Genomic DNA, 21,399 nt, shown 5'->3' with positions numbered 1-21,399 from the left:
ATATGTCTAAAATAACAGGAGATGCGTTTAATGTGAGCTTATTGAAGCGAGTTTTTCAATATGTGAAGCCTTACCGCAAAATTTTCGTCCTGTCTATTGTTTTAACCATATTGTTAGCACTGATTGCTCCTGCAAGACCATTTCTTATCCAGCATACTTTGGATAATTACATCATGAAAGGGAGTTACAATGGTTTGTTGTCTATGACAATCCTGATGCTTGTTTTATTGGTATTGCAGGCGGGGATACAATTTAGCCACACGCTGTTGACGAATACCCTGGGGCAGTCGGCTATTCGTGATCTGCGGATTAATGTATTTAACCATATCACCAAACTTCGTTTAAAATATTTCGATAATACCCCGATTGGACAATTGATTACCCGTACAGTTTCGGATCTGGAAACTATAGCCGAGATTTTTTCTGAAGGCCTTATTGTCATCATCGGAGATATTTTAATGGTGATTGTCATTATTGGGGTTATGGTGTATAAAGACTGGACGCTTACCCTTGTGGTCCTATTGCCCATGCCGTTGCTCATATTAGCGACTTCTATTTTTCAAAAAGCAATTAAATCGGCTTTTCAGGAAATCCGTACAGAAGTTTCTAATCTCAATACTTATTTGCAGGAGCACATTTCTGGTGTATCCATCATACAGTATTTTGCAAGGGAGGAGCAGGAGTATAAGAAATTTGTAAAGATCAATGCCCGTTACCGCGATGCGAATATTCGTTCCAACTGGTACTATTCTATTTTTTTTCCTGTTGTCGAGATCATTTCTGCGATCTCTTTAGGCTTACTGGTTTGGTATGGCTCCAGAAGTATCCTTTCGAAACCGTTAGACGTGACCCCAGGTACCATTGCAGAGTTTATCCTGTATATTAATATGCTGTTTAGACCAATACGTGAACTTGCTGATAAATTCAATACCCTGCAAATGGGAATGGTTGGGGCTGAACGTGTTTTCAAAGTATTAGATACAGATGAGGTAACGGAAAACAAAGGAACATTTGTACCCGAAAAAATGCAGGGCGCAATCTCTTTTGATAAAGTATGGTTTGCTTACAATGAAGAGAGCTATGTACTAAAAGATATCTCTTTCCAGGTGCCAGCGGGTAAAACCATTGCGCTTGTCGGAGCTACAGGGGCTGGTAAATCTTCCACAATAAATATTTTAAACCGTTTTTACGAAATTCAAAAAGGAGAGATTAAAGTAGACGGTGTTAAAATTCAAGACTACGAACTCAATTACCTGCGGAGTAACATTGCTACGGTTCTGCAGGATGTATTTCTTTTTTCGGATACCATTTTCAACAACATTACCCTTAACAATCCTGATATAAAAATGGAAGAAGTGGTAGATGCAGCTAAAAAGGTTGGAGCGCACGATTTCATAGAACGATTGCCTGGTGGCTATCAGTACAACGTAATGGAACGCGGAGCTACACTTTCTGCGGGACAATCCCAGCTCATCTCATTCATCAGGGCATTGGTCTATAATCCTTCTATTTTAGTACTGGATGAGGCTACATCATCTGTAGATACCGAAACTGAAATGCTGATTCAAAGAGCTATTGAGAACCTGATGCAAGGTCGTACATCTATCGTGATTGCCCACCGTTTGTCTACGATACAAAAGGCCGATCAGATATTGGTGTTGGATAAGGGAGAGATCAAAGAAATGGGGACACATCAGCAATTGCTTAAGCTGAATGGTTATTATAAGAAGCTTTACGATCTTCAGTTTAGCTCAGGTGGGATCACCACCTAGTGGCTTATTTGTTTAGCCAATCTTTAAATGCTTCGGCTCTTTCTTCACTAACAATTACTTCAATACCTTCAGCAGGAGTAGGGCTAAGGACAACCCGTACCCGGTTTCGGGATAGTTTGTACATCTCTTTAATTGCATTGATATTGATGATGAATTTTCTGTTGACGCGAAAGAAATCTGCCGGGTTCAACTGAGGTTCCAGGCTACTGATGGTTTCTTCTATGATGTAATTTTGCTGGTCTTTTGTAATCAGGAAAAGATATTTGTCATCTGCCATAAAATAGGCCACATCTTCCGATTGTACGGTTTTAATCAGCTGGCCCATTTTAACCATAAACCGGTTTCGCAGTTTATCAGTTTGAGGAATATGGGTAAGTACATTTTGTAAGGGCATTTCTGATGCTTTACGAATTGTATTCAGCTTGGCAAGCGCCATACGTACATCATCCTCATCAAATGGTTTTAACAAGTAATCTATGCCCTGGTTTTTAAAAGCTTTTAAAGTATACTGATCATAAGCTGTGGTGAAAATAACGGGGCTATCTACATTAACCTGCTGAAAGATTTCAAAACTTTCACCATCACCGAGATGGATATCCATGAAGAGCAGGTCGGCTGTATTTTTATTTAACCAGGTAACAGCTGCTTCTACGGTGCCTAAAACAGCTAGTATTTGTATATTGGGATTGATATCCATCAGAATATTCTGCAGCGTATCTGCTGCTAATTCTTCATCCTCAATAATTAATACCCTCATTAAATTTTGTAATTTAATGTAAAAGTATAAAAAAACTCCGGCCTGAAAAAACAGGCCGGAGTTTGCAGGTTTTTAAGCCAAATGATTTTATTGCATTAATTCCGGGTTATTTGCTATAGCTTCCGTAGGAAAGCGTACTGTATATCTGGGATCATTTTTTTGAAGAATATAATTCGTCCCATCAATAACATGTGTCAATTCCGGTTGTCCATATCGTCTTAAATCATACCATCGATGCCCTTCTAAAGCCAGCTCGCGTTCACGCTCTGCAATGATCTCAGACATCAGATCCGTCGCTGATAAAACTGATATTCTGGTTGATTCAGTTTGAAAATAATCAGGCGTCAAACGTTTCGCTTTTAGTGCCAATAAGCGTTGTAATGCCAAGTCTTTGTTGCCCGTTTGCAATGCAGACTCTGCGGCGATTAAATAGATTTCTCCATTACGGAAGGTAATCTTTAATGCGTTGGAGTTCCCTTTTATGGAACGATATCTTGATCCTGATTTACTGAAGTATTTTGCGAATCGTAAATCATTAGTTTGATTGTAGATGCCTAGCAGATGTGCTGAGATATAAGATGCATTAGAAGCTCTTGAATCCATTACATCCTCTAATGCCATTATGTTTTCTTTTGACAGGTAATTGTTTGGCAATACACTGCCCCCGGCATTCAGATCTTCCAGGTCACTATTGAGTGCCAGAACTGCCTGTGATGCTGTTAAAGCTTTGTCCCACTCTCCTCTGAATTCATAAATCCTGGCAGATAAAGCAAGGGCCGCTCTTTTACTAAAACGATAGTTTTTGCCATTTTCCCATTTGTCTACATTTAATAAAGCTTGCCCGGCGGCCAGATCAGAGAATATCTGATTATAAACCACTTCTACAGTAGCCTGAGGGAATTTCTGCTCGATATCTACAATCGTAACAAGTGGAATACCTTTGTCTGTACCTGCAGTCGCTTTATTGTAAGGTTTAGCATATAGGTTCAGTAATTCAAAATTTGCATAGGCGCGTAAAAGATAAGCTTCTGCTTTTAATTGAGCCGTTTCGGCAGAAATGCCTGCTGTAGCCTCTACATCTTTAATTACCTGATTGGCATAAAAAATGCTTTTATAAAACTGAATGTAAGGGAAGGGAGCGGTTAAACCATCCTGATTTACATCTTTCCAGGTATAAATGTCTTTAACAGTTGGAAAATCTTGTCCAAATTCATCCAATGTTAATTCGTCTGTGCGCAATACCAGTAGAGCTTTATGTTTTGGGAAACCAATGTAAGCAGAGGTCATTAATGCCCTGAAGTCTTCAACAGTGGTAGGGATTACCTTTCCAACGGGCTCTATCTCTAAGTATTTTTTGCAGCCGCTGATGCTTAATGAAAGCAGAACAAGGCTTAATATGATTAATCTTTTCATTTGATTTAAAATTAAAAGGTTGCACTTAAGCCAATTGATATACTTTTTGTAACTGGCTGTGCATAAATATTACCATAAGTTTCCGGGTCAAAATAACCTTTATAGTCTGATCCGAATACCAGCATGTTCCTGCCTTCAACGCTCACACGTAAACTATTAGCTCTCACTTTACTGGATAATTTAGCTGGTAAAATGTAACCCAAGCGCATACTGTTTATTCTCAGATAGTTCATTTTCTTCGCAAAGATGTCCAGGTTGTTATATGAATGTGCCGGATCATCAATTAACCAGCTATATGCCATCCATCTGCTGCCATCGCCAGTTCCTTTACCGAAAATAGCCGGCAGGGTAGAGCTGGTATTTGTTGGGCTCCACGCATTTAACACTACCTTGCTCATGTTCTGTCCACGATCTAATTCGGCTGGGTTATATGGCGGCGTTTCAACTACCATCTGACCCAGGTTAAAGTTTGCTGCTATCGACAAATCAAAGTTCTTATATCGGAACCTGTTCACTAGTCCTCCGGTATACTTTGGATCGCGGTCACCAGCATAAGTAAATAAATCCTGATATTCTTTATTGCTAAGGCTACTTTGTGAAAGTTCTCCAGGGAAGAAATCCGCATAAGGATCATATAACTTATAGAAGCTCTCCAGAGATACAATACTACCATCTTTTTGCACAAACTGAGGTATACCATTTGCATCTAAACCAGCAGTTTTGATAACAAACAGTGAATTTACCGGATAACCTTCTTTTGATGGTGCAAATGAGGTCAAGCTTACTTTCTCTCTTTCAACTTTACTTTTGTTATGAGCAATGTTAAAATCTGTCCACCATTGGAAGTTTTTATTGCTGATATTTCTGGTCGAAATGGTTAGCTCCAGTCCTTTATTGCTCACCCGAGCCCAGTTAGAGTTGGTAAAGTCGAAGCCATTCTCCAGAGGTAATTCCTGAATACCGATCAGGTCTTTACTCTGTCTGTTATAATATTCTACAGTTACCTGTAACGCATTGTTAAATACACCCAGGTCTACAGCGGCGTTGAAAGTTGCAGTTTTTTCCCAACGTAATTTTTGATTAGGTGGGCTGGTAACTACAATAGTTTCTTCGTTTGCACCGGGTAAGATATTTCCACTTTTATATTCTCCTACAACAAACGGGCTTGTGTTTTTATCAATGTTCCCCTGGATACCATATGAAGAACGAACACGTAAACTGGAGATCCATTTAACATCTTTGATGAAATCTTCTTCACTGGCATTCCATGCGCCTGATACAGAGTAGATGGGTAGATATTTGTATTTTGGATCTACCCCAAATAGATCAGATCCGTCATAACGAACACTTCCGTAAAGTGTATACTTCCTGTCATAAGTGTAGGAAAGTGTACCAAAGAATGAAGCATAAGCATTTTCCTTCCAGGTTTTCTGGTATCCTCTATACAAAGAGTTGCTTGCTGCATCCGCATTAGGGAATATAATATTCTGGTTCGTCAAAGTGCGGTCGTTAAATCCGAATCCTTTGGTGTTGATGACTTCATTTTTAGTTCTGCGGAGTTCTGCCCCGGCTAAAGCCTCAATTTCATGTTTTTCGTTAATTACCTTATTGTATTCAAATATATTTTTCCAGTTGTATTGGAAAAATGAAGTATTGCCATTTTGAATTACACCACCCTGCGGAAGGAAGTATTCGTTTTGCTTCGTAACAGAATTATAAAACCTTGTACCCTCACGCATTTTGCGTATAAAATAAGTGTCGGCACTGCCATACTTCTCAGAGCCATTTTCTTCAAACTGCAAGCCCATTTCTGAACGGAAATTCAGGTCTTTAAAGATTTTGTAGTTTACATCGAATATACCTTTGAAACTTTTGTTGTTCAAGGTGTACCGTGTGTTGCTGCGTTCTTCAAGGATATTGAATGGGATATATACATCACCACTAAAGTTTGCAGTGCCATGTATATCAGGATCATAAATATAAGCTCCGTTTGCGTCTCTTGCCGTTAAGTAAGGGTTTACATTTCTTACATAGCGTGAAGGGCTTGTAAAAGCATCCACCTCTGTTAAATAGTTATTCTGGTTGGTTACAGATCCAAATAAGGCAGCGCCTACTTTTAACTTAGGTGAAATCTGAAAGTCGGTTTTTAAAGTTGTGTTGTATCTTTTTAAACCTGTCCCAATAGTGGATCCTTTTTCATTGTAGAAGCCTCCGGAAAAGTAATAGTTAGCCTGATCAGTTCCACCAGATAAGCCTAGTGTGTATTGTTGGTTAACTGCAGACTGGTAAAGTTCTTTTCCCCAATCAGTACCATTGTTTTTTAAAGCATTGATTTGCTCTTGTGTACTGGCCGAGAGTCCTGAAAAACCATTTGTCCGGTAAGCCGCTAGTTCACCTGTTTTATTAAGTAGTCTGGCAACTGCACCTAAATTATCTCTATAAGTAAGATCTGGTCTTGCAGCCAGTCCCAGTTCGAAATTAACTTTCTCTTCAGCATTCATCAGGTTTAGTTTGCTGAAGTCAGGCCTTTGTGCAATAAAGGAGTTCGCACTAAAGTTAATTGCCATTGGACCTTTTTTACCCTTTTTTGTAGTAATTACAATAACCCCGTTTGCAGCTCTTGCACCATAAATTGCAGTAGCAGCGGCATCTTTTAAAATGGTAATGTCGGCAATGTCATCAGGGTTGATACCTGAGATTGGTAAATTGCGTAACTGATCGATATTGTCTTTATCCATGATGTTCTTCGGAAGATCTGTTCCTTCTAAAGGCAAACCATCCAATACCCAAAGTGGATCTTGCGAACCATTTAATGAAACGGTACCTCTGATACGGATCTTTGGTGCAGATGAAGGCCCCCCTCCCAAACTGGTTACTGAGACCCCTGCAACCTGCCCCTGTAACATTTGATCAACACCTGATACGCCACTCTGACGAACTTTCTCGTAATCTAACTTCGCTACCGAAGTTGTGTTTTTACGTTTCGAAATGTCTGTATAGCCGTTTACAATGACTTCGTTCAAGACTTTATTGTCATTGGCCAGAGAAACTGTAATCTTGGTTTTATTGGTAATGTTTACTGTTGCAGTAACGTAACCCAGGTAGCTCACTTTTAAGTAGGTAGTTCCCACAGGAACTTTTAACGTAAAATGTCCATCTACGTCCGTCATCGCACCGATCACTGAATTCTGGATTACTCCCGGGCTTGACTGCTCTCCAATACCTGATTTATCTACAAAGACAGACGCGCCTGGAATTGGTTTTCCGTCATCTTCCGACAGCACCGTTCCGGTAACTGTAGTTTGTTCCTGGGTAAAGCCCTTAAAGCCAGCCGAGAGCAGAAACAGAAATATTAAAAATTTGTTCATTCGTGCAAAATTATTGATAGTTTATCGTTTAATTGATTTTTAAGCTTTGTTTGATCCTCAAAATGAGATCTATATGATGATTCTGCGTCTCTGAGTCTCCTCTTCGCTTGTTGGTTTCCAGTAGGTTAAGGATTTTAAGAAGCTCACCACGTTTGGCAGAAGCGATATCTGATGTTCTGGTCATGGAGTTTACATGGATGTTTCTAAGTTCATTTCCTTGACTTTCCGGCTCTTCTTTAAAGGCGCGAGGAGTTAGATCACATAGTTCCGGTAGGTTACTTTTGAATACAGCTTGTGGTAACAGTGCTTTCTTATTGATTTTTTCCATTAATTTATCGGTACCTACCAACAATACGTCGACATAGTTCTGTTCAGTCATACGCTCATCCAGTGACAACGATTTGCCATTTAACGTTGGCTTAAAAACAGTCTCTCTTACTTCCTTTAACAATTGTGAAACTGTATACACTTTGTCTTTTCCATAAATAGATTCCATTTCCAATAACCTCAACAAACGTTCATCACCAACAAGGCTGTACATTAAACCATACTGTTGTTCGCGTTTCAGGTTGTAAGGCCCATACTCAAATGGTCCGAGAGGGGTATCTTTTATAGCAAAGGTTTTTGATAACAATTCTGGGTTAAACAGCCACTCAGGAAGGTTAAATATTTCTTTTTTCAGATAATTAAGCGCATCTTGCTGTATGGCCTTTGGCACAGGCGTATAAGCCTTTTTGCTATCGCCTGCCACAGGATTCTCCAGGTAGTAACCACCAATGTTGGCCATCACATGGTCGGCATAAGTATTCCACTGCCAAACAGTTGCCATGTATAACTTCCCAGCCTGGTAATAAGAATCACCCGGTTCGGCACACCAACTCAATATTTGTGGTACCAGACGTTTTAGGTTTTTTATGCCATATTCACCAGCTTTCATTGCATTGTCACCGAGATCTTCAGATTGTGCTCTTGGATCTACCACGTTTAAGGAACTTTGTTGTTCGCCATAGTGATACAAAGGATCGTTCTTGTGTTTTGCAATCCACTCTTTTTGAATTTCCAGATCCTTGCGCGGATCTTGTGTATCTAACCAGCGGTAACCCCAGGCAATTGCATATTTATCATATACACCTATTTGTGGTGTAATGTTGGTTACTTTATCTTCTGGTTGTGCAACATAGTTAAACCGGGCGTAGTCCATAATCGAAGGAGCAGTACCACCCATTTTTGCCGTATAGTTAGCTGAACGTAATGAATCTACCGGGTAGGCAAAAGATGATCCCATGTTGTGTTTTAAACCCAGTGTGTGTCCAATCTCGTGCGATGATACAAAACGAATCGCATGGCCCATCTGTTCTTCACTAAAATTGTTTTTTCTGGCACCTGTATCAATAATACCAGTTTGTACACGCATCCAATATTGCAAAGAAGTCATTACATTATGCCACCAGATTACATCTGATTCCAGAATCTCACCTGAACGGGGATCTACTACCGATGGACCCATCGCATTTGATTTAGGCGAAGCAGCATAGGTGACAACTGAATAACGGACATCATCTCCATCAAAGTCCGTTGTATCAGTAACCAATTTTGCTTGTATTGCATTTTTGAAACCTGCGGCCTCAAAAGCTTTTTGCCAGTCATGAATGCCATCCACAATATAAGGGACCCATTGTCTTGGGGTAGAAGGATCGATGTAATAGATAATAGGTTTTTCAGGCTCTACCAATTCACCTTTCAGGTAACGTGCACGATCTGCCGGTTTAGGCACAAGGTTCCATTTGGTAATCAGCTCCCTGGTTTCTAACTTTTGTTGTTTGTCTGAAAAATACCACCTTGGTGTAGAAAAATAACCAACTCTGTCATCTCCAAAGCGCGGTTTCATTGGCTTTTCAGGGAGTAACAATAAATTTGTTGTTACCGCCACACTAATAGCAATAGTGCTTTGCCCTTCTGTAACTGATGTACTCAACAGGGAGCGTACCACTACATTTTGCGGGAAACTCTTAATATGTTCAATAGCGGATAGGGCTACTTTTGGACTTGTTCCCAGGCCTATACCATTAAAAACATCGTTGAAGCTCTTTTCTGTCCCATCAAATACCTTGTTTACTTTAATGACTACCGCTGAGGAATCAGGTGAATAAGCTTCTATTTTGAAGGATTCAATAACAGAACCTACAAAATTGTCTTTTACCGATTGGGTAATGGCGTCACCAGCGGGAGACTCTACCTGTGGTACATGGGTTTTTACCCATACCGTTTTTGCGATTTTATTGGGATGAAAACGAATAACTTTGTTTTCGTAATTCATGCCTTTATTTACACCGGCTTCATTGATAGCAAGAGGGACTGAGGAAATTTTATTGACCAATAAGAAGTCTTTATCCATCAATTTAAATGGGATTTCAAAATAATAGTCAGTTTCTACCTGGTGTACTTTGAAAATACCATTAACTGTTTTTGCGTTCTTTAAAAGTGATTTATAGTCTTTTAAAGTGTTTTTTTTAGTAGTGTCCTGATCGGTTTTCTTTTTTAGAGAATCAGTACTTACTTTTTTGGTTGTAACTTTAGGAAGTTTTTTAGGAGTTTGTGCATTTATACCAATCGCTGAGATAAGAATAAATAAAGCTATAAACGAAGTCTTATTTAAAATCATAATCTAAAATGCCTGAATGTTTGCTGATTATGAAATTGTAGCGTGTGAGCCTGTACAATTAATAGGGTGAAGGCGCAGTTTTAAGGAGTGAAGAAAATGTTAAATAGATGTTATAACATTGTTAAACGCGAGGCTTAGTTGTGGGTTCTTATCAGATCGTCTTTAAGACAGGGAGATAGACTTTATAAACATCGTCTTCTTCACCATATTTAAATTGGTCGGTACCAAAATAAGCATAAGTACTTTGTAGGTAGCTTAGGCCTTGTTTGCCCGAGTCTCGTACATCTTTGCGCAACTGCAGGTTATTAGTTACCACAATATGCTCCCCTATGCTTTCTATCTTGATTTTAAGCGGCTTTTCTTTGGATAACATATTATGTTTTACAGCATTTTCTATCAAGGTTTGTAGGCTCATAAAGGGAATGCTTTGTTCCATGTGAACTGTGGAAATTTTAATTTCCAGCGGTTCTAGTGCTTCACCAAATCTTATTTTCATTAAGAAGAAATATTCATTTACGAATTGGAGTTCTTCCGAAACCGTAACCAGACCATTTGGGTACGATTCCAGTACGTACCTGTATACTTTTGATAGCTTGATAACGAAAGATTTAGCTAGCTCCGGACTTTTCTCAATCAACGCATTTAGTGAACTTAAAGAGTTGAAAAGAAAGTGTGGGTTTACCTTTTGTTTCAATGAATTCAATTGAAGAAGGGCATTATCTTTTTGTTGTCGTTCGGTAACAAGGCTTAAGGCCTGTTTTTCTATGGATAATTCCTGACGCTTCATTTCTGTTTGCTGTCGGAGCATGAATTCCCTTTGCCATTTGGCTTGTGCCCAGGCAATCAGGAACAGTATAATGAATGTAGCAGAGATGAACATGACCATAAGGTATTTTTCTATAGCCTTTGTATCTTCGTCAACCACTAACACAGGAGTGTCAATAACCATTGTCCATTTCATTGAGGCGATGTTCAATGGGGTGTAATAACGAATAACAGGCAATTCTAAAATAGGGGAGATCACAAACTCGTAACTGCTGACACTGTCGTTAAGTCGGATTCTTTCAGCAGATAGCTTTGAGGGATCCTCCATTTTAGTGCCAATTAATTGCTCATAGGGATTGGTCACATAATACCCTTTTTCATCTATTACAAATGCAGATGCACGCCCCTTCGCATCTACGCCCCATAAATAATGTTGCAGTTCTTTGAGGTTAATATCGAGGCCAAAAATGAGTTCTTCCGTATTTGAAAGTTTATGTTTTGAAGAAACGAGCCAATGCAATGTGTCGGCAATTGTAACAACTTTACCTGCCCGACGAGCGGAGTCAGGGCTTAACAGTTCTTGTCTGGCCCACGTTTTCTGATGGCTTAAAATCGGACTACTGCTATAGAGATTATTGTTTTTTTGAATTGATTTGTAAACAGTGTCAGTAGGACTGATAATAGCATACCAGCCTTTGTTGATGTTGGGGTGACTTAGTAAAAGTGCTGCTGCGATTTTCTCCTGTTTTATGAATTCATTTTTTGAACGGATTCCGGGTAATAGTGTTTCCAGGTTATCAATTCCCTTTATGAAACTATAGAACTCATTGCGAATGATATTGGATTTAAGCTCGTAGTTTTTTGTTGCCAATTCAACACTGATTTGTTCCGTGTGTTTGGTCAACTTCCCCGACATGAAAAACCAGATCCCGGTAAAGCACAGGAATATAAATATACCTATCACAATAAAATACCTGGAACTGTATATTGGAGATCTCATTGCAGCAAAGATAATGAAAAAGCTCAGGCGTGGTGTAGGATTGGCTTTGGGTTAACAGGTACTTCATAGGTATATAGAAGGTATATCGTAGGTATATGATAGGTGTCAATACGTCTTATTTACCTGTTTGAGAGCTTTGAGTAACAGAAAAGGCAGTTTAAAGAGCCTTTTTTATACTTTAAGTAATACAACAGAATGTAAGAAATTGGCTTGACCTGTAGTGGCCAGATATAAAAAGACCGCACCATTTTTATGGTACGGTCTCTCTTTGTTAGTTCATACGAGCGGCAGGAATTGTTTTTTTTGTCATTTTATCAAAACCAGCGGCATAGCTGTCAAATTCAACCATTAATTGTGCCATCAAAGCCTTTTTAGCGTCTTCGTCACCTTTAATCAAGACTCTCCACATCACATTCGATTGGCTATCTTTAGCTTTAATGTATACCACATATTGTACCGATTTAATCCCTTTAGGCAAATTGCTATCAACAAAATCTATTGCGATCAGTCTATTGTGCGCCTCGTTCTGAGTAATATTCTCTAAACGACTGCTACCATTTGAAAAGATAACCTTTCTGGAAATAGGCATATTCGCATCTATAACCTCTATGGCACTTATATAGCCATTCGAAGCTTTTTTCATAAGTTCATTGTTGTTGAAGACGTCCCATACCAGATCCATTTCCATATTGACGTCTATGCTTTTTTCGATGTCCCATTTAACCTTTCGGGCGGCCTCCATTTGTGCATAAGTCTTAACTACAGATAAGCTGGTTAGGAGTAACAGGGATAATATTATCTTCTTCATTTTCTTTAGTTATTTATTTTAAAAAAGGGTCAGGAATATCTGTCTGACCCTATTAATTATTACTTGCCAAATATTTTTTCCATGGCTTTATCTAATGATTCACCGCGAACATTTTTCTCCACGATTTTTCCTTCTTTATCTACAACAACAAGATAAGGAATTCCGCTAAACAGGTAATCTGCCATTACAGGTTTAGATTCTACCGCGTTGATCTGTGGCCATGTCATGCGCTCTTCGTCCAAAGCTTTTTTCCATGCAGCTGGTTTTGCATCTACTGATACAGATAATATTTCAAGACCTTGATCTTTATATTTTTTATATACCTCTTTTAAATGAGGAATTTCCTGGCGACAAGGACCACACCATGAAGCCCAGAAATCGATGATCAGGTATTTTCCTCTGAAATCTTTTGGACCCCATTTTTTACCATTTAAGTCAGGGAAAGCAAAATCAGGTGTTTTTTGTCCATCCGCAATTTTTGCAGCCTGAGCTATACCATTCAGGATTTCTTTTTTTCTTTCTTTAGCCTGTGCAAGATTAGGGAATTTCTTGATTAGATTATCAAGGGTAGACATAATCAGCTCCTGATCCCTTTTAGTGCTTAAGTTGTTTAAAGCATATAATACTGAAGGTTGATCTCTGTATTTGTGAACCAGATATTTGATCCTGAAATCCATGTCTTTGCTCAGTGCATCATAACCATTTTTCATATACTCGATCCATTTAGGCTCTTTCGCGAGTCCGGCTTTGTACATTTCCTGGCTTACTGCAATCATGTTTTGGTAGTTTAGATAGCTTGCAAGGTTAACATCATTGATTACGTCATTTGCCGCAGATGTATTTTCCATATAAATGTAAGGAGGGTTTTTGATTTTCATTTTAGCGGTATCGATACCTCTTACGTTAACATGGATGTTATCATTTTCTGACCAGAAGTCAATGCGGTCAAAATAGTAAACTCTTACCTGATAGAAATCTGGCTTGTCGGCCGGAACTTTAAACGAAAAGTTGTTGTTTGCATCAAGCTTGGTACTATCTATCGCTTTAAAGGCTCTTTTAAATCCTTCACCTTCGTACTTACCCAGGTAAATGGGGTATTTATTCTCTGTATCAGGAAATTTAACTGTACCAGTAAAAGTTACTGTTTTTCCTTTTTGGGCAAAGCTACTGCTCACCATTAACATCAGGGCAAATGCCAGTGTTAAACCTTTTTTAATCATGGTCTTGTGTATTATGTATTTAAGTTAATTTTTAATCTTTCATCATTGGAGGGGTCATCTGCTTTTTCTGCATCGCCTCTTTTCTTAAGTCCTGCGCTTTGGCAGCCATTACTTCTGCTTCTGCTGTTTTCCCTTGCTTTTTAAATGTCCTTTTCCTGAGGTCGGCGAGCTGGATGCTGGTAAATAGGTCAGGATTATTTTTCTCTAATTCATTGGCCCATTTAATAGCTTCATGGCTATATTTTACAGGTGCTGCGGTGACAACGTCATTTGCCGCCATGACAACAAAACCTGATTTACGAGGGAAGTCGTCCTTATCAATTACTCCACCCACTTTTGCGCAGAATTTATCCCATTTATTGGCTGCAGCATATTCAATAAGATCTAGCTGTGCAAGCATATTTTCGGCGTTGGCTGTAGGTTTTGCCTGCAGCTTTCTGATGGCTGCAATGATTTCTTTAGCCTCTTTCAGATTAGTCTTTTTCTCATATGACCTCTTCACTGCGTAAACGGAAGAATTAAATGTACGTTCAAAATACATGTTAGTTTTATCAACTCCATATCTCTTTTCTAATTCACCCTTATTGGCATACATATAGGCAAAGGCCTCCGATGAAGGATTACTAAGGTATTTAAGCGCCAGGTTCCAGTTATTTCCATCCATAAGCGCTGATTTAGGGAGGGCATCAAAGTACACTTTTGCCACTACCCCGACCTTATCTGATTCATAAGCCTTTTCAAGCGCTTCCAGGTAAGCTACGGTAGTAGCTTCTGAATGGTCTCCACTATTGAATTTTTTTGCCAGTCCGAATGCTGTACTTTCTGGCTTTAAAGCTTTGCCAGCTTCTTCCATAAATTCTGCGGCAGGCATACTACCAACAATTTTATGCACTATTTCTCCATCACCATTAATAAAAAGGTAAGTAGGGAAGGCACTTACCCCATATTTATCTTTTAATGCAGGTCCTTCCCCTTTCTCCATATCGTATTTCACGTTGTGAAAGGTGTTATTGAACAAGTCTGCTACGTTGTCTTTTGTAAAGACATCTTTAGCCATCATTTTACACGGCCCACACCAGCTGGTGTAAGCATCAAAAAAAATGAGCTTGTTTTCTTTTTTTGCTGTCGCAAGCTGTGTTTTCCAATCCGCATCTTTAAATGCAATCTCGCGGTTCTGGGCGGAAGCAGATAAGACTGCAATGCAGGCTAGTCCGGTTAATAGTTTTTTCATCCTGTTAGTCTTAGTTCTTTTTGCTATTCTGAGCGGAATTTAGCATAAACCCGGGCCGACTGCCAGCCCGGATTTGTATTGTTACAATGGATTTTGGTCCAAATTAGGGTTAAACTGAATTTCTGATGGAGGTAACGGATACACCACGCGTTTGTCTTCCGGTTGAATTGTAAGTGCACTGTTGTTGAAATAGTCAGTGTAATTTCTAACCATTGGTAAACCATTGCGGAAGTTATCATACGAAGAATGTCCTTCCCAGGCAAGTTCCAGTCTGCGTTCGTTAAGAACAGCCTGAAAAACAGTCATATTTGCTGACGCAAGACTTGTTGTGGTCCATGCCGCTGCCGTCGCCCTTGTTCTCACCTCGTTAAGCGCAGTTAAGGCATCGGAAGTATTATTTAATTTAGCTAAAGCTTCAGCCTTATTCAGGTACATCTCAGCAATGCGGAGATAAGGTGTTGCACTTCTGCTTTTTGAACTGTATTCAAAGCCACCCGGAGGATTAATCTGTTGATAGTTAAATTTATTGATCGTATACCTGCTTTTGTCTGCTAAAGCTATTCTTTTATCATTTTCAAGCGTTACAAAATTCTTTCTCAGGTCGGTGGAATTCTGGTTTAGTATTGCAATGTAATCGGGTGATGCGGCATACTCCCCCTGGCTAAGGTTACCCCAGACATCTCTTGGTATCAGAAAATCATTGATCTCATTACCATTGGCATTATCATGTCTGAATGCGAAAATAAATTCTTTGTTTGTTTTGCTATCTACAGCAAACGATGAGCTATAGCTGGCACCTTGCAACAAGGTATAGTTAGGCGAGCCGATTACTTTGTCCGCATACTCAACAGCCTTGGCATTGTAGTCATTCTGTGGTGCTGCTGGTGTACCACCCATGTAAAGATATACACGTGATAATAATGCCCATGCAGCTTCTTTACTTGCATAATTGTTTGGATTGCCCGTCCGCGGTTGATTCATTAAAGCAGCAGCTTTTTCTAAATCTGCAATCACCTGTTCATAAACTTCTTTTACTGTATTGCGTTTTGGTTTGTAATCCTTATTTACCAGTGAACTTAAAGATAAAGGAACCCCAAGTTCAGATGAATTGTTCTGATAATATGGGCGGCCATACACTCTTACTAAATTGAAATAGGTCAATGCCCGAAGGAAATAATTTTCCCCTTTAAGCTGATCATAAGCAGCCCCCTGTCCGTCAGTTATGGCTTCAATAACTTTATTCGTACCAAATATGAGACGGTAAGACATCCTCCAGAAGGCGGTTGTTGGGCCCTGACTCGGTGAGTTATTAAAAATGTAACCGTCGTTTCTGGTTTGAGGATAAGCTTGTACAACTGAAAGTAAGTTGTTGCCTTTTAATTCACTTAAGTTATACCAGGATAAACTGTATTGAGCATCACCGGCCGCTGGAGTAACCAGTAATGCATAATTACCATTTGTTGCAAGCCCTAGTCCATCTAGCGTGGTTAAAAGTTCCTGATCGGCCTTATCATTAAAAGGCCTGATGTTTTCATCAATTGCTTTTTTGCAGCCAAACAATACAATTGCTGCAAAACATATATATACGGATAGTATGTACTTTTTCATTGTCTGCTTCATTAAAATGATAATTGTAAACCCAATAGGTACTTACGGCTGGCACCGTAACCGGCACTCACCCCATAATTGTTGATATCGCCGGCAAGGCCACCTTCAGGATCTGTCCCGGAAAAGCTCTTTTTAGTAAAAATGAAAAGGTTATCGCCACTCAGATAAACGTTTGCGCGGTTTAATTTTGCTTTACTGATCAGTTTTGTTGGTAAAGCATAACTCAAACGTACATTGCGCACCCTAATGTGACTGGCATCTTCCCAAAATCTAGAACTGCTACTACCGGCCCCATCTAAACGTCCACGGTAAATCATAGGTTCTGTAGCGATATCCCCAGGTTTTTCCCAGACTACCTGCCCTTTTGCAGGTTTGATCTGGTTGTTTTTCAATACATTATTTCCCTCTGAAGAAAAGTATGTATTTTTTGAATTATTATATACTACATAATCGGCAGCGAAGTTCAGTAAAACAGATAATTCAAAATTGCGGTAACCAAATGTATTGAGCATACCACCATAATATTTTGGTGCGGTAGTCCCCACGTTCTGGTATTGGGCCGCCAGAACATCTCCCGATAAACCTAATGTTACCTCATCAACTGTATTTACGATTTTGCTCACGTAAGAGTTGGTCGCAGCATCAAATTCCAAACGTTCAAACTGAGGTTGACCGGTCTGAGCGTCTACACCTAACCATTTAATGGCATGTGCGGTATTGATATCCTCACCTTCTTTAATAACACCTGCGTATCCATATTTTAATGATCCTCCATCTAGCTTGGTTACTTTATTCTTATTGAATGTAATGTTAAAACTGGTTTCCCAAGTAAAATTACCTGTTAGATTTTGGGTTGAGAGTACAAGCTCAACACCATTATTTACCATGGCCCCGATATTTTGATACTGTTTGGGTACACCCATTAGTGCAGAAGTAGCTGCTAGTTGAAGTAAATCTGTATTGCGTTTCCTGTAAAAATCGGCAGATAGTGTAACTCTGTTAAACAAGCCCATATCTATTCCTAGATTTCGTACATAGGCACGTTCCCAGGTAATCTGCCTGTTTCCAAGCTGGTTAATGATACCTGCCGGGTCACCGTTATATTGATAAGCAAAGTTGTAAAAGCTTTCAGTAAGAAAATCCTCACCGGCAATTTTTCCACTGGTTCCATAACTCGCTCTTAATTTTAATGTAGTCAGGTATTTATTGCCTCGTAAAAATTGTTCATTTGAAGCTAACCATGCACCGCTTACCGAATAAAAATGACCGTCGCGGTTGTCTATCCCAAAGTTGGTAGAGTAATCCATTCTATATGATGCATTTGCAAAATAGCGGTCATCATAATTATAGTTGCCCTCAGAGAAAACTGAATAGGCAGCTCTTGCAAATTTCTCTCCCATAAAGGATTTACCTGAGTATGTGTTCCACACTTCAGCAGCAGCTGACGGAACTTTAATTCCAGTCGGTATATTTTTAACTGCAAGTGCATTGAATTCTGAATTGTTCCGGTTGTATTCGAAGCCAGCCAAACCGCCTACAGTATGCAGACCGAATTGCTTGCGGGCGGTGATCAGATTGGAAGTCATGAACGAATTTGATTTCGTTTTGGTCTGTGACATTCTACCCTTGTCGGCAAGGCCAGTTAAAGACAATCTGTCCTCATAAACATCTGTGTTTAAAAATGTAGTATTGTAAGAGTTGTTAGAAGATAAAGTTAACCAATCAAACACTTTGTATTTAGCAGCAAATACGGCAAGTACCTGCTGAGTTGTGGTAATATTGCTGTTATACGGTAAATCATAAAGTGGATTCTGGTAAGTGTTACTCAATACATCTGCTCCAAGCACTTTTTTAGGGCTTCCATCGTCATTGGTAGGTGTAAACCACGGTAACAGGTACAGCGGGTTAAGACTGCCAACCGGACTCTTGTTCCCTTTATCAAATATGGCACTAATGTTGGCATTCAGACTCAGTTTGCTGGTAACGTTATGGTCTAGATTTAGTTTCACACTATTTCTCTGCAAATCATTTCCTTTTAAAGGACCTTGTTCTTCATAGTGGTTTCCACCAAAATAATAGCGTGTTTTTTCTGTTCCGCCTGATAAGCCGATATCTACTGTTTTATTTAGTGCATCCCGGTATATTTGGTTATTCCAATCTGTATAAGTGCCTAAAACCGATGTCGAAGGTAGATACTTGGCAAGGTAACTCTCCTCAGTTAACCCCTCGTTTTTTAACTTGAAAGAGTTTATTAACATCTTGCGCTGGTAGTCATACAACTCTTGCGAATTCATAAACTCAATTTTTCCGGCATAACGCTGACTTATACCAAAGCTGCTGTTAATGTCAAGTTTCGCTTTGCCCGCAACGCCTTTCTTTGTTGTAATAACCAATACACCCTGACTGGCGCGTGAGCCATATATCGCTGTGGATGCTGCGTCCTTTAATAGGGTAAGCGTTTCTATATCGGTCGAAGAAACAATATCACTTGGATAAGCTACATCAGGATAAATGATCCCATCTACTACAATTAACGGGTTAAGGTTATTCGTAACACGTAAGTTGCTTTGAATAGGTAATGTACCCTGTCCGCGTACCACGAAAGATGATTTGCTGTTTGGATCGCCTGAAGGCTCGGTGATGTACATCCCGGCAACTTTTCCTTTTAGTTGTGATATAATGTTGTTGCTGGTTACACCTTCCAGTTGTTTGGCTGAAAAAGTTTGTAGTGCACCGGTCACTTCACTGGCTTTTTTCGTGCTGTAGCCAACTACTACTGCCTCCTGCAATTGTGTCATTACAGGGTTTAAAACTATGTTGATGTCTGCATCAGTACCTTCGCTTACCACTTTCTCGAAACGTTTGGTTTCGTATCCTACATAACTAAAAATGATGCGATAGGTGCCTGGAGTCAGGTTTAAGGTGAAATAACCATTTGCATCGGTTATGCTTACGAGATTGGTGCCGTCAACTTTAACGGATACCCCTGGTAACGGACCTTTCCCATCCGTTACCCTGCCACGTACGGGCTTTTTAGCTTCAGGCGTACTCGTTTCTGCTTTTTGCTTAATGATAACCGTTTTGTTTACAATTACGAACGTTAGTGGTTGGTTACTTAGCGTTTGTTGTAAGGCCTGGTCTATACTTACGTTTTTCAATGAGAGGCTTATTTTCGAAGCGTTGTTTCTTAGCAAGTCTACTTTGTAGAAAAAGGAGTAGCCACTTTGTTGCTCGATCTTTTTAATTACACTTTCTATGCTTGCATTTTTTTCAGTCAAGCTAATACTTTGGCTAAATGCAACAGCACTAGCCTGGAAACTTATAATCAGTAAGCATATAATTAATTTCATGACCCTTAATGCGTCTAAAATTTTATTCATATTTTTGTTAGGTTTAGTCGTGGCGGTATTGTTTCCCTTGATTTAAGAGATTCAGTTACAAACGCCCGATTTGGTTGATAATTTAATGCGGTCTATCAGGATTCATTTTTATTTACCCGGAACATTTATCCGGAGGTGGTCGAAACACTTCCGGATTTTTTACTTCAGAGTAAAATCTACTTTATTACGATTTTACTATAAGCTTTCTCCCTTCTATTTTTAAGTTAATGCCGTTAATCTCAAATATTTTCAATATTTCCATGAGGCTTTGGTCCCTTGGTACTCTAAAGTGAAATAGATCAGTGGGTGATCGTCCTTCAAATACAACATCTACATCGTACCAACGTGATAATTGTCTCATGATACTTCCAAGGTCAGACTCATTAAATTGGAAATAACCGTTTTTCCAGGCTATTGCCTCTTCTGCATCTACAGCATCGGTGGTTAGGCTATTGTTAATTAATGTTGTTTGTTGTCCCGGTTTTAAAATTGATGAAGTATGTTGACCACCTAAGGATGTTACGCGTACAATTCCTTCTAATAGTGTTGTTTTAGTCCGGTTTTCATCTGCGTAGCTGTTGATGTTAAAATGGGTACCCAAAACTTCGACTTCCTGTTTGTCTGTTTTTACGACAAAAGGTTTCCGAAGGCCTTTATCTTCATTTATAAATGCCTTGGCTACTTCAAAATATGCCTCCCCTGTTAATTCAACTTTGCGTTTATCTTCGCCAAATGTTATAGGGTACTTTAAAGAGGAGGCTGCGTTAAGCCATATTTTACTGCCATCAGGCAAGTTAATCTGGTACTTTCCACCGCGTGGAGTGGTTATGGTATTGAATGCCAGTTCATTTGAAGCAAGGTTCTTTTTTTCTGTAGACGCTGCTATATTGTATAAAATCTGTCCGTCTGCAGTTTTTGTAATTGTTAGCCCGGATTGTTCAGCGAGTTCCCCATTTGCTGCATTGTCGAGATTGATTACTTTGCCATTTGAAAGCGTTAAAGTTGCCCTGTTTTTACCAGCTTGGATGTCAGCAGTTTTAGACTGAATCAATGAAGTGTTGGTGTTGTTCTGATAGAAATAGATTCCCGAAACTACCACGGTAATTATTGCAGCTATTGCAGCAGCATAACGGTACCATGAGATTTTTTTAATAGTGGATTCTTGATGATGTGTCAGTATGTTGTACAGTACGGCGTCTTCTGCAGGGAATACTAATTTTTCTGAGTTAACCTGATCCCATGTGCCATCCATTAAAGTTGGTATAAGCTCATTTTCAGGGTCTTCTGCTACGATTAATAACAACTCCTCGCGCTCGGCGGCTGTACAGGTATTGTCAATGTATCGTTGGTACAAATGTGCTAATCTGGCATTCATGGGTATATTAGTTTAGGCTCCCTTTATTATAAAGACCCAT

General features: G+C 39.4%; 12 protein-coding genes. 1 reads left to right on the top strand and 11 read right to left on the bottom strand.

All coding sequences use genetic code 11. From position 1 onward, the window contains the following. Positions 1-2 precede the first annotated feature (2 nt). Positions 3-1,772 carry an ABC transporter ATP-binding protein gene (locus tag R2Q84_RS08935; protein WP_316816198.1) on the top strand — a complete coding sequence of 590 codons (1,770 nt, stop codon included), beginning with the start codon at positions 3-5 and terminating at the stop codon, positions 1,770-1,772. Positions 1,773-1,776: 4 nt separating this feature from the next. Here the strand turns inward: R2Q84_RS08935 and R2Q84_RS08930 are convergent, their stop codons facing one another. From R2Q84_RS08930 to R2Q84_RS08880, 11 genes are all read right to left on the bottom strand, one after another. Then, positions 1,777-2,529, bottom strand: a complete 753-nt coding sequence (locus tag R2Q84_RS08930) for a LytTR family DNA-binding domain-containing protein (protein ID WP_316816197.1) — start codon at positions 2,527-2,529, stop codon at positions 1,777-1,779. An 87-nt stretch (positions 2,530-2,616) separates the two neighbouring features. Beyond that, on the bottom strand, positions 2,617-3,942 hold the full coding sequence (locus R2Q84_RS08925; RefSeq protein ID WP_316816196.1) for a RagB/SusD family nutrient uptake outer membrane protein: 1,326 nt from the start codon (positions 3,940-3,942) through the stop codon (positions 2,617-2,619). 11 nt (positions 3,943-3,953) lie between these two features. After that, complete coding sequence (locus tag R2Q84_RS08920) at positions 3,954-7,310, bottom strand: SusC/RagA family TonB-linked outer membrane protein (RefSeq protein WP_316816195.1); 3,357 nt, start codon at positions 7,308-7,310, stop codon at positions 3,954-3,956. 28 nt (positions 7,311-7,338) lie between these two features. Further along, positions 7,339-9,972, bottom strand: a complete 2,634-nt coding sequence (locus R2Q84_RS08915) for a zinc-dependent metalloprotease (protein WP_316816194.1) — start codon at positions 9,970-9,972, stop codon at positions 7,339-7,341. 151 nt (positions 9,973-10,123) lie between these two features. Then, positions 10,124-11,737, bottom strand: a complete 1,614-nt coding sequence (locus tag R2Q84_RS08910; protein WP_316816193.1) for a histidine kinase — start codon at positions 11,735-11,737, stop codon at positions 10,124-10,126. A gap of 271 nt (positions 11,738-12,008) precedes the next feature. Beyond that, positions 12,009-12,545, bottom strand: a complete 537-nt coding sequence (locus R2Q84_RS08905) for a hypothetical protein (RefSeq protein ID WP_316816192.1) — start codon at positions 12,543-12,545, stop codon at positions 12,009-12,011. 59 nt (positions 12,546-12,604) lie between these two features. Then, the gene (locus tag R2Q84_RS08900) at positions 12,605-13,765 is read right to left on the bottom strand and encodes a TlpA disulfide reductase family protein (RefSeq protein WP_316816191.1); all 1,161 of its coding nucleotides are present in this window, start codon (positions 13,763-13,765) and stop codon (positions 12,605-12,607) included. 31 nt (positions 13,766-13,796) lie between these two features. Beyond that, positions 13,797-14,996: a thioredoxin family protein gene (locus tag R2Q84_RS08895; RefSeq protein ID WP_316816190.1), complete on the bottom strand. Its 1,200-nt coding sequence runs from the start codon at positions 14,994-14,996 to the stop codon at positions 13,797-13,799. Positions 14,997-15,077: 81 nt separating this feature from the next. Beyond that, positions 15,078-16,604 carry a RagB/SusD family nutrient uptake outer membrane protein gene (locus R2Q84_RS08890; RefSeq protein WP_316816189.1) on the bottom strand — a complete coding sequence of 509 codons (1,527 nt, stop codon included), beginning with the start codon at positions 16,602-16,604 and terminating at the stop codon, positions 15,078-15,080. An 11-nt stretch (positions 16,605-16,615) separates the two neighbouring features. Beyond that, positions 16,616-19,984, bottom strand: coding sequence for a SusC/RagA family TonB-linked outer membrane protein (locus tag R2Q84_RS08885; RefSeq protein WP_316816188.1), 3,369 nt, complete (start codon positions 19,982-19,984; stop codon positions 16,616-16,618). Between the two features lie 184 nt (positions 19,985-20,168). Further along, positions 20,169-21,359, bottom strand: a complete 1,191-nt coding sequence (locus R2Q84_RS08880) for a FecR family protein (protein ID WP_316816187.1) — start codon at positions 21,357-21,359, stop codon at positions 20,169-20,171. Positions 21,360-21,399: the final 40 nt, after the last annotated feature.

The organism is Pedobacter nyackensis (assembly GCF_032678475.1).
GTDB classification, from domain to species: Bacteria; Bacteroidota; Bacteroidia; order Sphingobacteriales; family Sphingobacteriaceae; genus Pedobacter; species Pedobacter nyackensis_A.
Note: the sequence above shows the minus strand (reverse complement) of the source record. Positions and strands in the feature narration are given on the sequence as shown.

What these genes read in the sequence shown, in the direction of transcription:
- R2Q84_RS08890 (WP_316816189.1), bottom strand. Translation starts at nt 16,604, where the DNA reads ATGAAAAAGTACATACTATCCGTATATATATGTTTTGCAGCAATTGTA.
- R2Q84_RS08905 (WP_316816192.1), bottom strand. Translation starts at nt 12,545, where the DNA reads ATGAAGAAGATAATATTATCCCTGTTACTCCTAACCAGCTTATCTGTA.
- R2Q84_RS08900 (WP_316816191.1), bottom strand. Translation starts at nt 13,765, where the DNA reads ATGATTAAAAAAGGTTTAACACTGGCATTTGCCCTGATGTTAATGGTG.
- R2Q84_RS08915 (WP_316816194.1), bottom strand. Translation starts at nt 9,972, where the DNA reads ATGATTTTAAATAAGACTTCGTTTATAGCTTTATTTATTCTTATCTCA.
- R2Q84_RS08935 (WP_316816198.1), top strand. Translation starts at nt 3, where the DNA reads ATGTCTAAAATAACAGGAGATGCGTTTAATGTGAGCTTATTGAAGCGA.
- R2Q84_RS08925 (WP_316816196.1), bottom strand. Translation starts at nt 3,942, where the DNA reads ATGAAAAGATTAATCATATTAAGCCTTGTTCTGCTTTCATTAAGCATC.
- R2Q84_RS08910 (WP_316816193.1), bottom strand. Translation starts at nt 11,737, where the DNA reads ATGAGATCTCCAATATACAGTTCCAGGTATTTTATTGTGATAGGTATA.
- R2Q84_RS08885 (WP_316816188.1), bottom strand. Translation starts at nt 19,984, where the DNA reads ATGAATAAAATTTTAGACGCATTAAGGGTCATGAAATTAATTATATGC.
- R2Q84_RS08920 (WP_316816195.1), bottom strand. Translation starts at nt 7,310, where the DNA reads ATGAACAAATTTTTAATATTTCTGTTTCTGCTCTCGGCTGGCTTTAAG.
- R2Q84_RS08880 (WP_316816187.1), bottom strand. Translation starts at nt 21,359, where the DNA reads ATGAATGCCAGATTAGCACATTTGTACCAACGATACATTGACAATACC.
- R2Q84_RS08930 (WP_316816197.1), bottom strand. Translation starts at nt 2,529, where the DNA reads ATGAGGGTATTAATTATTGAGGATGAAGAATTAGCAGCAGATACGCTG.
- R2Q84_RS08895 (WP_316816190.1), bottom strand. Translation starts at nt 14,996, where the DNA reads ATGAAAAAACTATTAACCGGACTAGCCTGCATTGCAGTCTTATCTGCT.